The organism is Parasaccharibacter apium (assembly GCF_002917995.1).
Lineage (GTDB): Bacteria > Pseudomonadota > Alphaproteobacteria > Acetobacterales > Acetobacteraceae > Bombella > Bombella apis.
Map to the genome: position 1 here is coordinate 73,171 of NZ_LMYH01000013.1, position 15,104 is coordinate 88,274.

Genomic DNA, 15,104 nt, shown 5'->3' on the forward strand with positions numbered 1-15,104 from the left:
CCCCAAGCCCTTCACCGCTCCGATGGAGCACCAAAATCCATTTTTGCCGGTACAGCCTCTGCACCGGGCTCATGAGTCTGATACTGGGTATTTCAGCCCCCACCCTGGCACAGGCCGCCTCTGCTGACTGCGTTCCCCTGAAAGCCCTCCAGCCCCCACAGGCCAATACAACCGCACCACACAAACCTTTCTTCATCGACACATCCGGCCTGAGTGGCTCTGGCGCCATGCCGATACATGATCCACATGATCCACTTTATCCTGAAGCCATTGACCTGCCCGACAACGCCCTGCCGCCTGTGGATAAAACAGGCAACTACATTCTTGGCACCTCCCACACACTCCCTGCACAGTGGCAGAACATACAGCTCCCGGAGGGGCGGATCATCAGCTTCACGCTGGCCTCATCCCCGACCAGTGGCTACAGCCCCGGCACTGTACGGGATGACCCAGCCCCCTGCACCACCAGCACAGGGGAAGCAGGCATGGTGCATGTCTCCACAAGCGTGCCGGGCGATCCATCCAATCTGACCGTTCCCGGAGCTCACCCGGCCCCTTGGACCCGCACGGTGGATGTCTATATCCCCCCCAACACGCCGACCGACCGCCCCCTTCCCTTTCTCATCTTTGGTGATGGCAGCAATAATGGCCTCTATCCGGGACGGGATCTTTTCGCCATGGTGGACGGGCTGATGAAAGAAAAACGTATCCCTCCCATGATTGTCATTGGCGTTGGAGCCGGGGGTGGCGACGCCCAGGGCAGTGAACGGGGACGGGAATATGACACCATGTCCGGCGCTTATGCCGACTGGGTAGAGGCGCATGTCCTCCCTCTTGTGGAGAAGAAGGCCAGCCTCACTCTCTCCCGCAACCCGGAGGAACGGGCCACCATGGGGTTCAGCTCCAGTGGGGCAGCGGCCTTTGCCATGGCCTGGTTCCGGCCCAACCTCTATCACCGGGTGCTGGCCTACTCTCCTTCGCTGGTCAACCAGCAATGGCCGCACGACCCCGCTCTGCCCGGCGGGGGATGGCAGCTTCACTCCCCATGGGCCGGAACACCGGAAGCCGTACCACCCCATCCCGGTGCGGCGCTCATCCCGGCGGCACCACTGGCCCCGCTGCACATCTGGTACGAAGTAGGCGACCAGGACCTGTTCTACCCCGTTCCGTCCATGCCTGATGGCATGCATGACTGGGTGCTGGCTGGGGAAAACATGGCCCGCGTGCTGGCCGACAAGGGCTATGATTACCAATTTGTCTTTGCCCGCAATGCCCGGCATGTGGATGGCCCCACCATCGAACAGACCCTTCCCGAAGCTCTGGAATGGCTCTGGCGACCACATATGCCACCAACCACCCCATGACCCACCGGCGAACAGTTCGGTACAGGCCAGTGATGGCGGTCTGGCACCGAGTTTGTCCCCGCGTAGGCGGGGAACAGTCATGCTGGAAGTAAACCTCTGTGTCCGCCGGCGGTTCATCCCCGCGTAGGCGGGGAACAGACGAGGGCGTGGATACGCTCCATGACGGCCAGCGGTTCATCCCCGCGTAGGCGGGGAACAGGTCTGGCCGGATAATGGAAATCCGGGCACGGTCGGTTCATCCCCGCGTAGGCGGGGAACAGGGGCAGATTTTTTTCTCTATTCTGAATTGGTGCGGTTCATCCCCGCGTAGGCGGGGAACAGAGCTAATCCTGAAGCGAGATGGTTGTTTTTGACGGTTCATCCCCGCGTAGGCGGGGAACAGTCGAACAGTTCTGGCCTTGAAGCACGCAACGCCGGTTCATCCCCGCGTAGGCGGGGAACAGAACCAGAACACCGTCCCCAGCCGCCGCCCTGACGGTTCATCCCCGCGTAGGCGGGGAACAGCGCCACAGACTGGACCCCGATTTTCTGAGCCACGGTTCATCCCCGCGTAGGCGGGGAACAGGCATGGACCTTCTGGAGCGGCTCGTTGCATGGCGGTTCATCCCCGCGTAGGCGGGGAACAGGCACCCTTCTCAATAGCGGGTCTGGCAGTCCGCGGTTCATCCCCGCGTAGGCGGGGAACAGGCCGCAACAGTCGTCCCCGCAGCTGCGCTGGCCGGTTCATCCCCGCGTAGGCGGGGAACAGGTTTCTCCCTGCACCTTTTTAAATCTGTTGAGCGGTTCATCCCCGCGTAGGCGGGGAACAGATCCCTGAGAAAAAAATTGACCGCCTGATCTCCGGTTCATCCCCGCGTAGGCGGGGAACAGTTTGACGTGGCGTGGGTTGAGGAGGCGCAGTCCGGTTCATCCCCGCGTAGGCGGGGAACAGTCCGTTTCTCCGGCGTATCTGCCATTGTACTGCGGTTCATCCCCGCGTAGGCGGGGAACAGGCAACCCGTAGTTCCCCTATAGGATACCAGAGCGGTTCATCCCCGCGCAGGCGGGGAACAGAGGTAAGTTAATAATTTTCTCATCAAAGCCGCCGGTTCATCCCCGCGTAGGCGGGGAACAGGATATTCCCACCAGAACTGCTTGTCGTGGCATCGGTTCATCCCCGCGTAGGCGGGGAACAGTTGCCCTGCACAATGTAGAGTGGAAGGGTCCTCGGTTCATCCCCGCGTAGGCGGGGAACAGGTAGGGGATATTGTCGGGGTTGTACCCCATGCCGGTTCATCCCCGCGTAGGCGGGGAACAGCTGCTGAAGAATCTGATTGTATACCCGGCGAACGGTTCATCCCCGCGTAGGCGGGGAACAGTTTAGGAGCCTGCGCCGCTTTTTTTGAATACACGGTTCATCCCCGCGTAGGCGGGGAACAGACTTCCTGTAACCATTTGTATTATAAGTCTTTTTTAATTGTCAAAGAACTTACCGAATTAAATATAATTTTAATGACCTCGCCGAGGCAAGTCCTCTCCGGCCCTTACAGAAGAAAGTTGAGACGCTGAACAGCCAAAAACCACTCCAGCAAATTTTATCCACAAGATTGACAGCAAACATGAAAAAGGGAGGCCGGAGCCTCCCTTTCTCTACACACAATCAATTTTCAACGGATCATCGCCTCATCACACGGGCAGGCTGGCCAGAACACCCTTCTGACGGATCAGCTCCCGATCACGCACAATCTCCTGCTTAATCTCTGGGGTCAGAAGATCACGCCAACTGTCGAAAGCAGGCAGACCGATGGAAGCCTCAAAATCGTCAGAGGCAGCAATGTTCAACTGTTCTGCCGTCAGGAACGGCTCCTGAAGCGCAATTTTCTCGCCTTTTTCATTCCTGCCCCGCAGCAGCTCCAGCAGGAGGGCCATGCAGTACACGATACGGGTCCGCTCCCGGCCACCCTCCAGCACGGCACGCACTGTTTCCGTCCAGAACACCTGCGCCTTGGATGTTGCATCCGAGGCAATACGGGCTACCTGGTCTGCCATGGCAGCGTTGGAGAAGCGGGTCAGAAGTGTCGCCTTATATTTATGCAGGTCCACACCCGGCGGAGCCTTCAGTGTGGGGATCACATCCTTTTCCAGAACAGAATCCACAAACTTATGCACACGTGGTTCACCCAGAACCTGGTCCACAAGTTCCAGATTCAGCAACATGCCCGCAGCACTGAGAATGAGATGGCTGGAATTGAGCATACGGATCTTGGCATGTTCATAGGCACTGACCTGATCGGTAAACTCCACCCCGACCTTATCAAAGGCGGGACGACCTGCCGCAAATTTATCCTCAATCACCCACTGGATGAAATCCTCGGACAGAAGCGGCTGGAGATCGTCCAATCCGCTGCGCTCATTCAGCTTGGCTTTACCCTCATCAGAGACAGACGGCGTGATGCGGTCCACCATCGCATTGGGGAAGGTCACGTTCTGATCGATCCACTCGGCAAGGTCCGCATCCACAGCCCGGGCATACCCGACAAACGCCTTGCGAGACACATCGCCATTATGCCGCAGATTGTCGCAGGACATGACAGTCAGACCACCATGACCCGCCTCACGGCGGCGGCGCAGCCCTTCCACCACAAAACCGAAGATGGTGCTGGGCTTTTTCGGGTTGGCAAGGTCCTCCTGCACGGCAGGCAGAGACGTACGGAACTCCCCTGTTGTCTCGTCAATATTGTAGCCGCCTTCCGTAATGGTCATGGAGACGATCTTCGTGGCCTTGTCCGCCAGAAGGGCGAGAACCGTCTCCGGCTCATCAGGCGCCTGGAGATAATCCCTCAAACATCCCATGACACGGATCTCCGCCTTGCCATCAGCGGCAATCTCCGTCAGAGAGTACAGCCCCTCCTGTGCCCGAAACTCTTCGGCCTTCCTGTCGGAGTTCCCACCGGAGCGCAGCCCGACACCTGTGATGCCCCAATGCTGCTGGTCCGGAAGAGCCAGAACACGGTCCACATAATACCCCAGATGGGCTCGGAAGAAATTGCCCACCCCGAAATGCACAATGCCTGACGTCACCTTGCGGACGTCATAAGCAGGACCAGCCACCTTCTGCGGCAGGGATTTCAGGCTGTCATATGTCAGCATAACAGGTCTCCAGCAGGATCATGAACAAAACGGGCGGGAGCGTGGCTCCGGCCTCCAGCAGGCAAGAATGTCTCAGCCCTTGCGATGCTCTTCCTGTGCAGCGATGATTTTCTTGAGCAGCGGCACGAACTCATCAAGATGGGCAATACGCAGCAGGCCCGGCCAGGACGGGGCAGGCTTGTCAAGGTCACGCAGCAGCACGCAGGCCATGCCGGCACGGCGGGCAGCCTCGACCCCGGCATCCGAATCTTCCAGCACCAGGCAATGCGCCGGATCAACCCCTTCCTGCTTCGCCCCGTGCAGGTAGATATCCGGGCGAGGCTTGGGCATGTTCAGGTCACGGCCGGAATGGATGCGCTCTTCCTTCAGAATCTTGTCCAACCCTGTGCTGGAAAATTTGGCCTCCATCTCTGCCTCGGAAGAGTTGGAGCCAACACGGATCGGCAGGCGAATCTCGTTGACGACATCACGCAGCATCTTCGTGGCACCGGGCACTTCCTTCGCCTTCTTCCGCATCATCTCCACAATGCGGTCCTGCATGATCATGTCCCAGTTATCCGGGAGCTTGTCACCTGTCTTCTCGGCGATCATCTCGCCAATCTTGGCCAGCTCACCACCACCGAAGAGCTTGTTGCCTTCTTCATCACTGATGTCCCAGCCATGGCTGCGGGCATCTTCGGACATGAGCGCTGTGGAGAGATGCTCCCCCCCTACCAGCACACCGTCACAGTCAAAAAGGATCATATCAAGGCGCCCCGTGGGCAGCACCGCAGCAGGGGCCTGATCGGGGATCGGAAAATTCGTGTGCTTGCTCATGAATACTCCTTGTTTGCCTGACCTGATTCGGTCTCCGAAAAATTCGATGTCTGTTCTGTTTCCTCAAGGGTAACAGGCAGGAAAAAGATCGCAACATCTTGAAAAGATATTAATGCCCCTTATAGCCTTGCATACAAAGGTGCATCTCCCTTACACGGCAGCAGGGGGACACCCGCTGCCCCCTCTTCCCCATAGCAAGGTTCTCCCCGATGCTTCACCAACTCTTTCCGAATCTGGCTCTCAACATCTGGATGTTCCTGAAGCTGGTCACCGGCTTCGCCATCATCATTGCTTATCTCAACATCTCTGGCCGCAGCCAGGTCTCCCAGATGAACGCCATCGACCTCGTCGGCAACTTCATCCTCGGCGGACTCGTTGGCGGCGTCCTTTATACGACCAACATATCCTTCCATGAATATGTCATCGCCCTGCTCATCGGGGTTGGTATCCTGCTCACCCTGACACGCTTCTGCAGAAAAATCAACATGTTCAGAAACGTGACCATCGGCAGGCAGATTCCGATCATCAAGGATGGCCGCTTCCTTATGGAGAACATCCGTGACAAGAACAACAAGATCGACATGCTCAACATTGCCTCCCAGCTCAACATCCAGGGTATTTATTCCTTTGATGATGTTTACTTTGCCCAGATCGAGCCGAGCGGCGCCATTACTGCCATCACGGACAAGAAAAAACTCCCTGCACTGATCGTCTATTATGACGGGGTTGTCCGTGCTGATGACCTTGAAGATGTTGGCCTCTCCGAAGAAGCCCTTATGGAAGACATGAAAAAGCGGAACATCGAAAAACTGGAGGACATCTTCCTGGCAGAGATCAAGGATGGCCAGTTCCGTTACGTGCTCATGGATGGTAACGTCATCCCGCACACACGGCATGATGACCGGGATGGTGCACCAAAAAAGGCTCCTCACAGCCCCGGTGCGGCAGCGGCCCTGGCCAACGGCCTGACAAGCCCGCAGAAGGGCGGCTGATCAGAACAGCCAGTCCCAGAAATTTTCCCACCAGCCGCCCTTGAGCCTGTCCCGACAGGCATCATACTGCTGCTGATACTGCCGGGCACGGTGGCCCACCTTGCGGGCCACCGTCACCAGCCAGCCCTTGCTGGCGTAAGTCCGGCGACGGTACCCCGTCCATCCCTCATGATAAGCCAGATACTGCCTCGTGGCGTCCGTGACGGGGATGCCATCCACCTTCCGGCTGTTGGTGATATACCAGTTCATGAAATTGAGAGCGTCGGCATAATCTGTCCGGCTGCCACCGGCGCCAGTCTGCCGCTGGTAATCACGCCATATCTCGTTCTTGGCCTGGGCATAGCCGTAAGCCGTACTGATATGCCCCCACGGAATGATCCAGAGTATGTAGGTCCGTCTGGTCCGTGCATTGGCCCGGAAACTTGATTCCTGATTCATGATGGCCATGGGAACGGATGCAGGAATGTGCCATTTGGCCTCCTGCCGCATGGCTGTGTGATACCAGCTGCGTTTTTCCTGAAAAATGTCGCAGATATTATTGGGATGCTGCGGGGGCGTTGCCGCACACCCAGCCAACAGGCCTCCCGCCGCAACCAGCACGGCACCAGCCTGCACCCGCCACCTTACGGCACGCCTGCTCCCCGTTCCGCCCATGTCCCACCCGTTCCCTGCCTGCTGCCTGCCTGTCCTGCACGACCCGATGGCACCCACCGGACCGTGCCTCATGAAAGGACAGGGTCAGAACGGAATCTCGTCATCCAGCGCCTGATCACCCTGCCCGGAAGAACTGTCCCAGCCAGCACCGCCACCGAAGTTGCCACCCTGCTGACCACGACCACCGGCACCGCCACGGCCCGCCGGAGCGGACCCGCCACCAGCCCAGTTGCTGCCGCCATCACCATAACCACCATCATAACCATCATCACCATAGCCGCCGCCGTCACCACCGCCACGCTGGCTGTCCAGCAGGACAAGATTGCCACGGAAGCGATCGATCACAACCTCGGTCGTGTATTTCTCCACGCCCTGCTGGTCCGTCCACTTGCGGGTACGCAGCTCGCCTTCGATATAAACCTTGCGGCCCTTGCGCAGATAACGTTCCGCCACATCACCGACACGCTCGTTGAAAATGACGACACGGTGCCATTCCGTACGGTCACGCCGCTCTCCTGTATTGCGGTCGTTCCACGTATCGCTGGTAGCGATAGCCAGATTGACGATCTTGCTGCCGGACTGGGTGTTCCGGACCTCCGGGTCACGCCCAAGATTTCCCACCAGAATGACCTTGTTTACGCTACCTGCCATGCGTTTTTTCCACTTCTCTCAAGAACTTTTCATTGCCACGGTTCGATTCTGGCACCGTGTACCCATATTGCCTATATTGCACAGATGGACCGCCCGTGCATCCATACCTGCCACAAAGGCCGTAATGAGGACATAGCGTGACAGACACAGCCCGCCCTGCCAGCACAAGCCACATCATCGTCCGTGGTGCCCGTACGCACAACCTGCGGAACGTCAACGTCACCATCCCCCGGGACAGGCTGACCGTGCTGACGGGCCTTTCCGGCTCCGGCAAGTCCTCCCTCGCCTTCGACACCATCTATGCCGAAGGGCAACGTCGCTATGTGGAGAGCCTCTCCGCCTATGCCCGCCAGTTTCTGGAACTGATGGGCAAGCCGGATGTTGATTCCATCGAGGGCCTCTCCCCGGCCATTTCCATTGAGCAGAAAACAACCTCCCGCAATCCACGCTCAACGGTCGGCACGATCACCGAAATTCACGACTACATGCGCCTGCTCTGGGCACGGGCGGGTGTTCCCTACTCCCCGGCTACCGGCCTGCCCATCGAGGCCCAGAGCATCAGCCAGATGGTGGACCGTGTGATGGCCATGCCCGCCGGCACACGGCTCATGCTGCTGGCCCCGGTCGTGCGGGACCGCAAGGGCGACTGTGCGAAGGAACTGGCCGAGCTGACCCGCCGTGGCTTCGCCCGTGTACGCATTGATGGCACGCTCTACGAGATCGGCGACGCCCCGAAGCTGAACCGCAAGACACGCCACAACGTGGATGTCGTGGTGGACCGTGTGGTGCTGAAGGACGGTGTGGAAACCCGGCTGGCCGACAGTTTTGAAACCGCCCTGGACCTCTCGGACGGCCTGGCCTCTGTCGAGGAAGTCCTCCGCAGCGGGGAAGACCGTGAGCCGCTGAAGGCTTCCTTCTCCTCACGCTATTCCTGCCCGGAATCCGGCTTCATGCTGGAAAGTGTGGAACCCCGCCTCTTCTCCTTCAACGCCCCGATGGGAGCCTGCCCGACCTGTGACGGGCTGGGTACGGAAACGCATTTCGACCCCAACCTCATCATCCCCGATGACAGCCTGACCCTGCGGGAAGGCGCCATTGCCCCGTGGCGGAATGAGCAGGACCCGCTCTTTGACCAGACCCTCGCCGCCCTGGCCCGCCATTGCGAGGAAACGCTGGACACCCCATGGAACAGGCTGAAGGACAGTTCACGCCAGTTCCTCCTGCATGGCGGGCCGGAAGCCGTCAGCATCCCCTATCAGGATGGCAAGGGGAAGACACACACCATCCACCGGCCTTTCGAAGGCATCATCAGCCATCTGCAACGCCGTCTGGCGCAGAGCAGCAGCGTCCATGTCCGGGAGGCCCTGGGCCGGTACCAGTCCGCCATGCCCTGCCCGGCCTGTCACGGTGCCCGCCTGCGGCCGGAAGCCCTCTGCGTGAAGGTCAATGACAGCAACATTGCCGAGGCCTCTGACCTGACCATCAGCGAGGCCCTTGCCTGGTTCAGCACCGTGGAGGCCAGCCTGACACCCCAGCGGGCCGAGATCGCCCGGCGCATCCTCAAGGAAATCACCGAGCGGCTGCATTTCCTCGACCGTGTGGGGCTGGACTATCTCACCCTCTCCCGCAGTTCCGGCACGCTCTCCGGCGGGGAGAGCCAGCGCATCCGGCTGGCTTCGCAGATCGGCTCCGGCCTGACGGGCGTCCTCTACGTGCTGGATGAGCCCTCCATCGGGCTGCACCAGCGGGACAATGCCCGCCTGCTCACCATGCTGGAGCGGCTGAGGAATCTCGGCAATACCGTCCTTGTCGTGGAACATGACGAGGATGCCATCCGGCAGGCGGACTACCTCATCGACATGGGGCCGGGAGCCGGAACACAGGGCGGGCACGTCATCGCCTGCGGCACGCCGGAAGAGGTCGCCCAGAATCCCGACAGTCTGACGGGCGCATGGCTGGCTGGCCGCCGGGGCATCCCCGTCCCCGCCACCCGCCGCAAGAGCAGACGCTGGGTGAGCATCCACGGGGCAAAGGGAAACAACCTCAAGAATGTCAGCGTGAAGTTCCCGCTCGGCACCTTCATCGCCGTGACGGGAGTTTCCGGCAGCGGCAAGTCCACACTCATCACCGATACCTTCTACAAGGGGCTGGCCCGGCAGATCATGAAGTCCGCTGCCGTCCCCCTCCCTTATGGACGGCTGGAAGGCACCGAGCAGCTCGACAAGATCATCGAGATCGACCAGTCCCCCATCGGGCGGACACCCCGCTCCAACCCCGCCACCTATACGGACCTCTTCGCCCCCATCCGGGACTGGTTCGCCGAACTGCCGGAGGCCAAGGCACGGGGCTACAAGCCGGGACGTTTCTCCTTCAACGTCAAGGGAGGGCGCTGCGAGGCCTGCCAGGGTGACGGCGTGCTGAAGATCGAGATGCACTTCCTGCCGGATGTGTTCGTCACCTGCGATACCTGCAAAGGGGCCCGCTACAACCGGGAAACGCTGGAGATCAAGTTCAAGGGCAAATCCATTGCCGACGTTCTGGCCATGACAGTGGACGAGGCCGTGCCGTTCTTCAGTGCCGTGCCCCGCATTGCGGACCGTCTCTCCATCCTCCAGCAGGTGGGGCTGGGCTATGTGGCCCTCGGCCAGCAGGCCACCACCCTCTCCGGTGGTGAGGCCCAGCGTGTGAAGCTCGCCAAGGAACTTGCCCGCCGTGCCACGGGCCGGACCCTCTACGTGCTGGATGAACCCACCACCGGCCTGCATACCGAAGACGTCCACAAGCTGCTGAATGTCCTTCATGCCCTTGTGGAACAGGGCAATACGGTGCTGGTCATCGAGCACAACCTTGATCTCATCAAGACGGCGGACTGGGTGATCGATATCGGGCCGGAAGGCGGTGCAGGCGGTGGGCAGGTTGTCGCCACCGGCACGCCAGAAGACATTGCCGCCTGCAAGGAAAGCCATACCGGGCAGTTCCTCGCCCCCATGCTGGCCGCCGGGAAAACAGGCCCGGCACCAGCCACGCCGCAGCAGGGTACCGGCAGGGAAGGTGGCAGAAAAAAGAAATCCTGATATAGGATGTCGCCATGACGCCTTTTCTTGCCTGGCTCTTCCTGTTCGGGGCCATCCTGCTGGAGGTTCTGGCAACCAGCCTGCTCAACATCTCCAACGGGTTCCGCAGGCCCCTGCCCACCATCGGCTCGCTCCTGCTCTATGGAGCGGCCTTCTTCTGTCTGGCACAGGCCCTCAAATGCGTCCCTCTTGGCATCGCCTATGCCGTCTGGTGCGGGGTGGGGATCGTCTGCATCGTCCTCATCGGCGTGACCATCTTCCGTCAGCCCCTGTCCCTGACGGCCTATCTGGGCGTAGGGCTGATCATGCTGGGCACGCTGCTGGCCTGTCTCTCCGGTGGAGTCCGGCACTGACCCATGAAGGCTCTCTCCACCCACGGCCTGATGACCTCTGCCCTGTTCCGCTGGACGCCGCTGCGCCTCCTCATGGTACTGGTCATGCTGCTGGGATTCGGGGCACAGACCCTTCTCACGGCCGCCAGCCTGCCCGATGAAAGCCCCCGGGCCGCCATCCTGCGGCTGACAGGCATCGACATCGCCCCCCGGCCAGAAGCCATCCCTGCCGCCATCATGCCGGGCATGGATCATGCCACCATGGGGCAGGGTGTGGAACCACAGGCGCACTGCCATCCCCACAGCCCGACAGCACCATCAGCTCCCCTGCTGATGGACCATCATCATTCTGGCGGGCACCACCATCACGGGCTGGACTGTCCCCTCTGCCCCCTGCTGGACCATGTCCTGCTCGCACTGACCATCCTTGCCGTCCTGCTGAGCTGCACCCGGCTGGCCCGCCAGATATGGCAGGCGGCTCCTCCCGCACAGGCACCGCCAGAACCGACCCGCCAGCGGCCACCGAGCCGTGGGCCACCCGTCACCATCCTGAGCCACGCATCCGCCTGACCGGCCCGGCCTGAAGAAGGCTGCGTGTCGGCCTTTCCGCATGTTTTCTTCAGAATGGATGACTCTTGTCTATTTTTCCCCGTTGCACGGGTGGACGTATCGTGCGTCCGGCCCTGACCACCCTGTTTCTGGGAGGTGTGATCCTGCCAGCCGGACAGGCCACCGCCCAGACCCTGCCAGCCTCCGGCTCCTCCCTCCCCGGCCCTGGGACCACGACCAGCCCCCCGGACAGGCCGCAGATGTCGCCCATCCGGCAGGTCCCCACCTCCCTGAAGCCTGGCCAGGCCCCAGCCTCCTCCAGCAACCGACCGGCTGAAGAGATCAGCGTCACAGCCATCCGGCGCCCTTTCACGCAGGCAGCCGACACGGCGGCCCTGTTCCGGGACGTACCGGGTTACAGCAGCTACAGAACAGGTGGCATCGCCAGCCTGCCCGTTCTCAACGGCATGGCGGATGACCGGGTCGCCACATTCGTGGACGGAATGCCCCTGATGGCGGACTGCCCCAACCACATGAATCCTGCCCTCTCGCAGATCAGCCTGGATGAAGTGTCCCACAGCGTGGCCATTGCCGGGATCACGCCTGTCAGCCTCGGCGGAGACAGCACGGGGGGCACCATCTCCGTGGAACGGAAAGACCCGCAGTTCGCCCGGGAAGGCAACATCCTCGTGACAGGCGATGGAAGAGAAGACTGGCGCAGCAATGGCGGCGGCTCCGGTGCCGGTGGTTCCATCACGGTTGCCAATGACATGCTCAGCCTGCGCTACAGCGGCTCCTACACCCATGCCAGCGATTACACCGCCGGAGGGCGTGGCGGACGGGTTCTCTCCAGCAGCTATCTCAGCTTCAATCATGATGTGACGGCGGGCCTGAAACTGAAGAACCATCTCTTCAGCCTGACATTCGGACAGCAGGACACGCCCTACGAGGGTTTCCCCAACCAGTACATGGACGAGACCAACAACCGCTCCACCTTCGTGAACGGCAAATATGTGGGCACCTTCGGCTGGGGGACGCTGGAGGCCCGGGGCTACTGGCAGCGTGTGACCCATGCCATGAACATGCTGGCCGACAAGGGCGGCCACAGCGCCACGACCGGCATGCCCATGAACAGCGATGGCCGGACGGCAGGCTACAGTCTGGTCGCCACCATGCCGCTTGGGCGACGCCATCAGCTCAAGATCGGCAGTGCCTTCAGTCATGATGGCCTCAATGACTGGTGGCCGCCCGTCATGGGCAGCATGATGATGGGGCCGGGCACGTTCCACAGCCTGAACGGTGCCCATCGGGACCATCTTGGCCATTTCATCCAGTGGAATGCCCAATGGACGCCCCGCCTCTCCACCGAACTCGGCATGCGCAGCGACGTCATCATGATGAATACCGGCCCGGTCTCTCCCTATCAGGGCCTCTCCTCCATGAATGACATGGGAATGGGAGGAATGTCTGGCATGAACATGATGAGCATGGGCCACATGTCGGATATGGGCATGTCCGGCATGGGTATGTCTGGCATGAACATGGGCAGCACCAATCAGGCGGCCGCACGTGCCTTCAACAGTGCCCGCCGGGGCCGCACGGATGACAATTTCGATGTCACAGCCTTGGTGCGCTACAAGGCCAGTGCCTATCTGAACATTGAGGGCGGCTATGCCCGCAAGACACGCTCCCCCAACCTGTATGAACGCTATGGCTGGAGCCGGGACAGCATGACGGCCCGGATGATCAACTGGTTTGGTGATGGCAACGGCTATGTCGGCAACCTGAACCTGAAACCTGAAGTCGCCAACACCACCAGCGTGACATTCCGCTTCCACGATACGGATGACCACCAGTGGGAGGCCATGATCCAGCCTTTCTACACCTACACGCACAATTACATGAACGTCGTGCGCATCGGTGCCCTGTCACGGGGTTTCAACCTGCTCCAGTTCGCCAACCACAATGCCCAGAGCTACGGCATCAACGCCTCTGGCCGGACGACCCTGTGGGACAATACACACTGGGGCACGGGGGAACTCTCCGCCACTCTGAACTGGGTGCGGGGGCAGGACTTCAAGACCCATTCGGGACTGTACCAGCAGATGCCGCTCAACGGGACCATCCGCCTGCATGAGCATTTCGGCCCGTGGCACGGCATGGCGGAAGTCGTGCTTGTCAAAGCCAAACATACGGTGGACTGGGTCCGCAACGAGCCCCGGACACCCGGCTATGCGCTGTTCAATCTCGGAGCCGGGTATCACTGGTCCCGCTATCTTCAGCTGGATGTGAGCCTCGACAACCTGCTGAACCAGCGTTACGCCCTGCCGCTTGGGGGCCGGGCCGTCAGCACGGCGGGCAGCCCTCCCGGGGCTGTTCTGGGCATGGGCCGGTCCGTCAACCTGACCCTGCGGGAACATTTCTGAACAAGATGGAGGCGTCACCCCATTTCGGGGGACGCCTTTTCCACGGCAGACCGGGGCTGAAAAGCCGGTCAGCCCTGCGCCTCATCCCCCAGATGGGCCTGTCCCCGTTCTGCCGCCAGCTGCGCCTGACGCTGGCGTTCACGGTAACGCTGCCGCTGGGCATCCGTTCTCTGCCCGTAACAATGCGGGCAGCTCACGCCTTCCTCATACTGGGGCGACTCCTTGTCTTCCGCACTGATGGGCGCACGGCAGGCATGGCAGAGGTCATACCTGCCCAGTTTCAGCCCATGCCCGACCGACACACGCTGGTCGAACACGAAACATTCGCCATCCCACAGGCTTTCTTCCTCTGGAATCTCTTCCAGATATTTCAGGATGCCGCCTTTCAGATGGTACACATCCTCCACCCCTTCCTGCCGGGCAAAGGCGGTAGATTTTTCGCACCGTATGCCCCCCGTGCAGAACATGGCGATCTTCGGTGTGCGGCCCTGTGCCTCCACCTCTTTCCGCCAGTTGCGGAACCACTCCGGGAAGGCACGGAATGTCTTCAAGTTCGGGTCCACGGCACCCCGGAAGGTGCCGATGGCCACCTCATAGTCGTTGCGTGTGTCCATCACGACCGTATCAGGGTCAGAGATCAGGGCATTCCAGTCCTTCGGCTCGACATAACGGCCAACGCAGACATGGGGGTCAATGTCCGGCTGCCCCATCGTGACGATCTCTTTCTTCAGCCGCACTTTCATCCGCAGGAAGGGCATCGTCTTCGCCCGGGACTTCTTGTAATCGAACCCGGCACAGCCCGGCAGGCTGTCGATGTAGGCCAGTACGGCATCGACGCCTGCATCAGGCCCGGCGATCGTGCCATTGATGCCCTCACGGGCCAGCAGCAGGCTGCCTTTCACGCCCTCCTTCTGGCACAGCTCCAGAAGGGGCTGGCGCAGGGACTTGTGATCCTCAAACGCCGTGAAATGATAGAGGGCGGCCACGCAGACCGGCAGGGATGTATCTGTCATCAGTCAACCATTCTCGCAAAGAAGGAACCTGACCGCCCTTCTAGCAGGCTGACCAGCAGATGGCACCCTCCGGCAGACAGGAGATGCTGCCGGCCCGCCACTGG

General features: G+C 60.8%; 11 protein-coding genes and 1 CRISPR repeat array. Of the genes, 6 read left to right on the top strand and 5 right to left on the bottom strand.

The window, feature by feature from the left end; genetic code table 11:
- Nucleotides 1-71: 71 nt before the first annotated feature.
- Nucleotides 72-1,364 (top strand): alpha/beta hydrolase, encoded by a 1,293-nt coding sequence (locus ASO19_RS06400; RefSeq protein WP_103765683.1) that lies wholly within the window; start codon nt 72-74, stop codon nt 1,362-1,364.
- A 48-nt stretch (nt 1,365-1,412) separates the two neighbouring features.
- Nucleotides 1,413-2,783: a CRISPR direct-repeat array (repeat unit 29 nt; unit sequence CGGTTCATCCCCGCGTAGGCGGGGAACAG).
- A 246-nt stretch (nt 2,784-3,029) separates the two neighbouring features.
- Here the strand turns inward: ASO19_RS06400 and ASO19_RS06405 are convergent.
- Together ASO19_RS06405 and ASO19_RS06410 are read right to left on the bottom strand one after the other, a co-directional pair.
- Nucleotides 3,030-4,493, bottom strand: a complete 1,464-nt coding sequence (locus tag ASO19_RS06405) for a mannitol dehydrogenase family protein (protein WP_081562377.1) — start codon at nt 4,491-4,493, stop codon at nt 3,030-3,032.
- 72 nt (nt 4,494-4,565) lie between these two features.
- Nucleotides 4,566-5,237, bottom strand: coding sequence for an HAD family hydrolase (locus ASO19_RS06410; protein WP_052348991.1), 672 nt, complete (start codon nt 5,235-5,237; stop codon nt 4,566-4,568).
- Between the two features lie 281 nt (nt 5,238-5,518).
- Here ASO19_RS06410 and ASO19_RS06415 point away from each other — a divergent pair, with 281 nt between their 5' ends.
- Complete coding sequence (locus tag ASO19_RS06415) at nt 5,519-6,301, top strand: DUF421 domain-containing protein (protein ID WP_081562378.1); 783 nt, start codon at nt 5,519-5,521, stop codon at nt 6,299-6,301.
- Here ASO19_RS06415 and ASO19_RS06420 read toward each other — a convergent pair whose 3' ends face one another.
- Entirely contained in the window at nt 6,302-6,955 is a 654-nt protein-coding gene (locus tag ASO19_RS06420; RefSeq protein ID WP_219811875.1) for a transglycosylase SLT domain-containing protein, read from the bottom strand.
- A gap of 84 nt (nt 6,956-7,039) precedes the next feature.
- Nucleotides 7,040-7,606, bottom strand: coding sequence for a single-stranded DNA-binding protein (gene ssb, locus ASO19_RS06425; RefSeq protein WP_043558983.1), 567 nt, complete (start codon nt 7,604-7,606; stop codon nt 7,040-7,042).
- A gap of 137 nt (nt 7,607-7,743) precedes the next feature.
- On the opposite strand from ssb, the gene uvrA reads away from it, so the two are divergent.
- From uvrA to ASO19_RS06445, 4 genes are all read left to right on the top strand, one after another.
- Nucleotides 7,744-10,680: an excinuclease ABC subunit UvrA gene (uvrA, locus tag ASO19_RS06430; protein ID WP_181005216.1), complete on the top strand. Its 2,937-nt coding sequence runs from the start codon at nt 7,744-7,746 to the stop codon at nt 10,678-10,680.
- Between the two features lie 14 nt (nt 10,681-10,694).
- Nucleotides 10,695-11,033: a DMT family transporter gene (locus tag ASO19_RS06435; RefSeq protein WP_043558985.1), complete on the top strand. Its 339-nt coding sequence runs from the start codon at nt 10,695-10,697 to the stop codon at nt 11,031-11,033.
- Between the two features lie 3 nt (nt 11,034-11,036).
- Nucleotides 11,037-11,582, top strand: a complete 546-nt coding sequence (locus ASO19_RS06440) for a DUF2946 family protein (RefSeq protein ID WP_258036034.1) — start codon at nt 11,037-11,039, stop codon at nt 11,580-11,582.
- Between the two features lie 239 nt (nt 11,583-11,821).
- Entirely contained in the window at nt 11,822-13,987 is a 2,166-nt protein-coding gene (locus ASO19_RS06445; protein ID WP_103765686.1) for a TonB-dependent receptor, read from the top strand.
- 68 nt (nt 13,988-14,055) lie between these two features.
- Here ASO19_RS06445 and trhO read toward each other — a convergent pair whose 3' ends face one another.
- Nucleotides 14,056-15,000 carry an oxygen-dependent tRNA uridine(34) hydroxylase TrhO gene (trhO, locus tag ASO19_RS06450; RefSeq protein WP_103765638.1) on the bottom strand — a complete coding sequence of 315 codons (945 nt, stop codon included), beginning with the start codon at nt 14,998-15,000 and terminating at the stop codon, nt 14,056-14,058.
- Between the last annotated feature and the right edge of the window lie 104 nt (nt 15,001-15,104).

What these genes read in the sequence shown, in the direction of transcription:
- ASO19_RS06400 (WP_103765683.1), top strand. Translation starts at nt 72, where the DNA reads ATGAGTCTGATACTGGGTATTTCAGCCCCCACCCTGGCACAGGCCGCC.
- ASO19_RS06445 (WP_103765686.1), top strand. Translation starts at nt 11,822, where the DNA reads ATGTCGCCCATCCGGCAGGTCCCCACCTCCCTGAAGCCTGGCCAGGCC.
- trhO (WP_103765638.1), bottom strand. Translation starts at nt 15,000, where the DNA reads ATGACAGATACATCCCTGCCGGTCTGCGTGGCCGCCCTCTATCATTTC.
- ASO19_RS06405 (WP_081562377.1), bottom strand. Translation starts at nt 4,493, where the DNA reads ATGCTGACATATGACAGCCTGAAATCCCTGCCGCAGAAGGTGGCTGGT.
- ASO19_RS06440 (WP_258036034.1), top strand. Translation starts at nt 11,037, where the DNA reads ATGAAGGCTCTCTCCACCCACGGCCTGATGACCTCTGCCCTGTTCCGC.
- ASO19_RS06410 (WP_052348991.1), bottom strand. Translation starts at nt 5,237, where the DNA reads ATGATCCTTTTTGACTGTGACGGTGTGCTGGTAGGGGGGGAGCATCTC.
- ssb (WP_043558983.1), bottom strand. Translation starts at nt 7,606, where the DNA reads ATGGCAGGTAGCGTAAACAAGGTCATTCTGGTGGGAAATCTTGGGCGT.
- ASO19_RS06415 (WP_081562378.1), top strand. Translation starts at nt 5,519, where the DNA reads ATGCTTCACCAACTCTTTCCGAATCTGGCTCTCAACATCTGGATGTTC.
- ASO19_RS06420 (WP_219811875.1), bottom strand. Translation starts at nt 6,955, where the DNA reads ATGGGCGGAACGGGGAGCAGGCGTGCCGTAAGGTGGCGGGTGCAGGCT.
- ASO19_RS06435 (WP_043558985.1), top strand. Translation starts at nt 10,695, where the DNA reads ATGACGCCTTTTCTTGCCTGGCTCTTCCTGTTCGGGGCCATCCTGCTG.